This is a genomic window from Parasynechococcus sp., from assembly GCF_042954245.1.
Classification (GTDB): domain Bacteria; phylum Cyanobacteriota; class Cyanobacteriia; order PCC-6307; family Cyanobiaceae; genus Parasynechococcus.
In genome coordinates, this window is record NZ_JBGKDP010000165.1 from 1 (window position 1) to 2,690 (window position 2,690).

The 2,690-nt window shown below is 56.8% G+C and carries 2 protein-coding genes and 1 pseudogene; all 3 read right to left on the reverse strand.

The window, feature by feature from the left end; all coding sequences use genetic code 11:
* Positions 1 to 248 precede the first annotated feature (248 nt).
* Positions 249 to 1,163: a c-type cytochrome biogenesis protein CcsB gene (ccsB, locus tag ACGVJ8_RS07395; protein WP_392346829.1), complete on the reverse strand. Its 915-nt coding sequence runs from the start codon at positions 1,161 to 1,163 to the stop codon at positions 249 to 251.
* 38 nt (positions 1,164 to 1,201) lie between these two features.
* Positions 1,202 to 2,362, reverse strand: a complete 1,161-nt coding sequence (locus ACGVJ8_RS07400; RefSeq protein WP_392346831.1) for an LptF/LptG family permease — start codon at positions 2,360 to 2,362, stop codon at positions 1,202 to 1,204.
* A pseudogene (locus tag ACGVJ8_RS07405) lies at positions 2,362 to 2,690 on the reverse strand (ABC transporter ATP-binding protein); the annotation flags it as partial. The gene ACGVJ8_RS07400 and the pseudogene ACGVJ8_RS07405, both read right to left, overlap by 1 nt.

The window sequence follows — 2,690 nt, forward strand, 5'->3', positions numbered from 1 at the left end:
ACACCCCAGGGTTGATGGTCATGGGCGGGGGGGCGGCGGGCGTCGATGTGGACCTCAATCCCCTTGTGGCAACCGCTTTCGCTGCCAGGCCCACAGCTTAAGAATCTCTTCCACTGTTCGTGTGCCGTTGTCACAGACTGAACATACGCGAATAAACCCTCGAATGAAGGGATCTGAGCGAGAGAATCAATCCCTCATATGAATGAGTAAATTGTGGTTAGAATATTTACCTAAATAATTACCGAATTTCAGAAAAACCAGCCGTAGCTGTGTAAACCAATGCCCAGCAGATTTACGCCGATGTAGCAAACAGCGATCACCACAAGACCAACCACGGCAACAAGAGCTGGGCGTCGACCTTGCCAACCGCGGCTGAGGCGGGTGTGCAGATAAGCGGCATACACCAGCCAGCAAATCAAGGCCCAAGTTTCCTTGGGATCCCAACTCCAGTAACTGCCCCAGGCTTCATTCGCCCAAACAGCACCACTCACGATGCCCACCGTGAGCATCAAGAACCCAACCGTGATCGTGCGGTAACTGAGGCTGTCGAGTTGTTCATTGGTGCTGAGCTGGACCGATTGCAGCTGAAAAGAACCACCCTGCGCGATCGAGGCCGCCTGACGAAATCCACCACTGCCAATGGAACTACTCCGAAGTTCCAGGGATTGGTCGCGATCCGTGACCAACACCGCTAAAGAGAGCAGGGATCCCACCAGCAAGGCGGCGTAACTCACCATGATCACGCTCACATGCATGACCAACCAGCTGGAGCGCAGGGCGGGAACCAGAGGAGCCGCTGACTGCAATTGACCGGGCAAGGCAAAGCTGGCGAAGGCAATGCAACCAAGGCCCATGGGGGTGGCCGCTGCCGCCACAATGGGAGAAGGCCAGGCTCGTTCCACCAGCAACTGGGTGAGGGTGCAAGCCCAGGCAAGAAAACAGAGGGATTCGTAGAGGTTGCTGATTGGGAAGTGGCCGGATTGCCACCAGCGCAAAATCAGCTGAGCTGTGAACAGAAGGTTGGCGACGGCCACCAGCAGGCAAACCAAGCCAGCACGGGACTGGCTCGAAACCGCCCAGAAGGCCAGGGGCATGGCCAGCAGCAGCAACACGAAGCCAGCGAAACCAAGGCTAGTGACCAACTCAAAAGGCGTGTTCAGCAAACCATTTCACAGAAGCACGTCGATTCTGCCTTGGTTAATCAGCGGCTGGCCTGTTTGAGCAACCAACCACCTGCACCAAGAGACAACAACACTGGCAGCCAAGCCGCCACAATCGGTGGCAGGGAGCCCTTGACCCCCAGGGAACTGAAGCTGAAGCCGATCACGTAATAAACCGCGATGATCCCGAGGGTCAGCACAAACGAGAAGCTTCGGCTGGTCCGGTAACTGGGCTGAGCGCCGAGAGTCGCTCCAAACAGACCGAAAACCAAACAGGCCATCGGAACCGTGAACTTTTCCTGGATCCGCACACGAATCTTGCGTACATCCTTGAGGCTTCCTGCCTCTTCGTACAGCCTTTGGGCCTGCAAGGCTTCAGCAACAGTCATGTTGACGGCATCCTTCTCGATTTTCGCCAGGCGCACCGGGCCGGAACCGAGGGGGTAGACGTAACGGTCGAAATCGGCCTTGGTCGAACTGCCGTTGGCCGCCAAAGTCAGAACCTGACCATCCAGGAAGTCCCAGCTGGCTTGACCCTCATTCCAGATGGCCCGATCCGCACGCAACATCTGGGTGAGACCGGGTCGCGTGAAATCCAGGACCGTCACATCCAGCATTTGGCCGTTCTGGAAATTGCGGGAATAAAAGAGTTGAAGGAGGCCCTTGTCTCCCTTTTCACCATCCGAAGCAATCCGTCTGCCAAAGCGGGGATAAATCACATCGCGTCCTGTCTCACTGGCGAGTGAACGACCCAAGGCGCGCTTTAAGCTGATCTCTGCGTAGCGCTGGCTACGGGGCACCACAACATCGTTGAGAACGAAGCTGAACAGGGTCATCGCCATCGAAAGGGCGAGGGCTGCACTGATCATCCGCTTCGTGGTGATGCCGAGGCTTCGCAGGGCGGTCAGCTCATTATTTGCGGAAAGACGAGTGAACACGAACAGCGATGCCATCAGCGTTCCGATCGGCACAGAGAAAGCCAACCAACGCGGGATGCTCAATAACAACACCTGAGCCGCAATCGTGATCGGCAGGTTCTTGTCAACCATCTGCCGCACCAGTTCAAACATCACACCGCCCGTTAGCAGCAGCAGCGTGAACAGGGCAATGAAAAACAGCAGCGGACCCAGAAGCTCCTTGAGCAACCAGCGGTCCAATAGATCTAGCCGCATCCAGGTAGCCCGTTTGAGACGATCCAAAATCACAGCTGGAATCCTTCCCCGAGGTAGTAACGGCGTACCTGTGGATCAGCCGCCACCTCCTCGGAACGTCCTGCAGCCAACACCTCACCATCGTTGAGGATGTAGGCGCGATCAGTTATGGCAAGGGTTTCGCGCACATTGTGATCAGTGACCAGGATCCCCATCCCCCGGGACCGCAATCCCTCGATCAGCACCTGAAGATCTGCCACCGCAAGGGGATCGACACCGGCGAAGGGTTCATCCAAAAGCAGATACGTCGGTCCATTGGCACCCGAAGCCAGCGCCCGAGCCACCTCACAACGGCGACGTTCACCTCCGGAGAGCTGAA